2 protein-coding genes are annotated in these 727 nt (G+C 64.1%); both read right to left on the bottom strand.

What is annotated here, in order from left to right; translation table 11 throughout:
* On the bottom strand, window positions 1-239 hold a 239-nt coding region (locus EN750_RS37400; RefSeq protein WP_127399483.1), incomplete at its 3' end, for a 50S ribosomal protein L18.
* A gap of 124 nt (window positions 240-363) precedes the next feature.
* Window positions 364-727: 50S ribosomal protein L6 (rplF, locus tag EN750_RS37395; protein WP_127399482.1), on the bottom strand; the 364-nt coding region annotated here is incomplete at its 5' end.

Below are 727 nucleotides of genomic sequence, written 5' to 3'. Positions count from 1 at the left end.
ATCAGCTTGCCGATCGCGGCGGCGGCGGCGGTGTCGGCGCCGGTCTTGAGCGAACCCTTGAGGTCCTTCTCAAGCGTCGAAGCGGCAGCGATGGTGTGGCCCTTGGCGTCGTCGATGACCTGCACGTAGATGTTCTTCGACGTGCGGTGGACCGACAGACGCGGACGCTCGCCGGCGACCTTCTTGATCTGACGACGGACGCGCTGCGCGCGGCGCTGCGTGGATTCCTTGGTACCCATGATGGTCTTCCTTGCCTTCAAAAAACGGGGGCCGCCATATGCGGTAGGCGAAAGCGCCTCCCGCGACCGCTCCCCGCGGCGTTGCACTTCTTGGCTTGGCCTCAACTTCTCGAGGCCAGGCCCGCTACTTCTTCTTGCCTTCCTTGCGGACGATCTTTTCGCCGGCATAGCGGACGCCCTTGCCCTTGTAGGGCTCGGGACCGCGATACTCGCGGATCTCCGCCGCAACCTGGCCGACTTGCTGCTTGTCGATGCCGGCCACGGTGATTTCGGTCGGCTTCGGCACGGTAATGGTGATGCCGGCCGGCGTCTCATAGACGACGTCATGGCTGAAGCCAAGCGCCAGCTGCAGGTTCTTGCCCTGAAGTGCCGCGCGATAGCCGACGCCGGTGATCTCGAGCTTCTTCTCGAAACCGTCCTTGACGCCCTGCAGGATGTTGACGATCTGCGTGCGCGACATGCCCCACTTGGAGCGGGCGGTCTTGGTC

Origin of the sequence: Mesorhizobium sp. M7A.F.Ca.ET.027.03.2.1, assembly GCF_003999175.1 — a bacterium.
Classification (GTDB): domain Bacteria; phylum Pseudomonadota; class Alphaproteobacteria; order Rhizobiales; family Rhizobiaceae; genus Mesorhizobium.
Note: the sequence above shows the minus strand (reverse complement) of the source record. Positions and strands in the feature narration are given on the sequence as shown.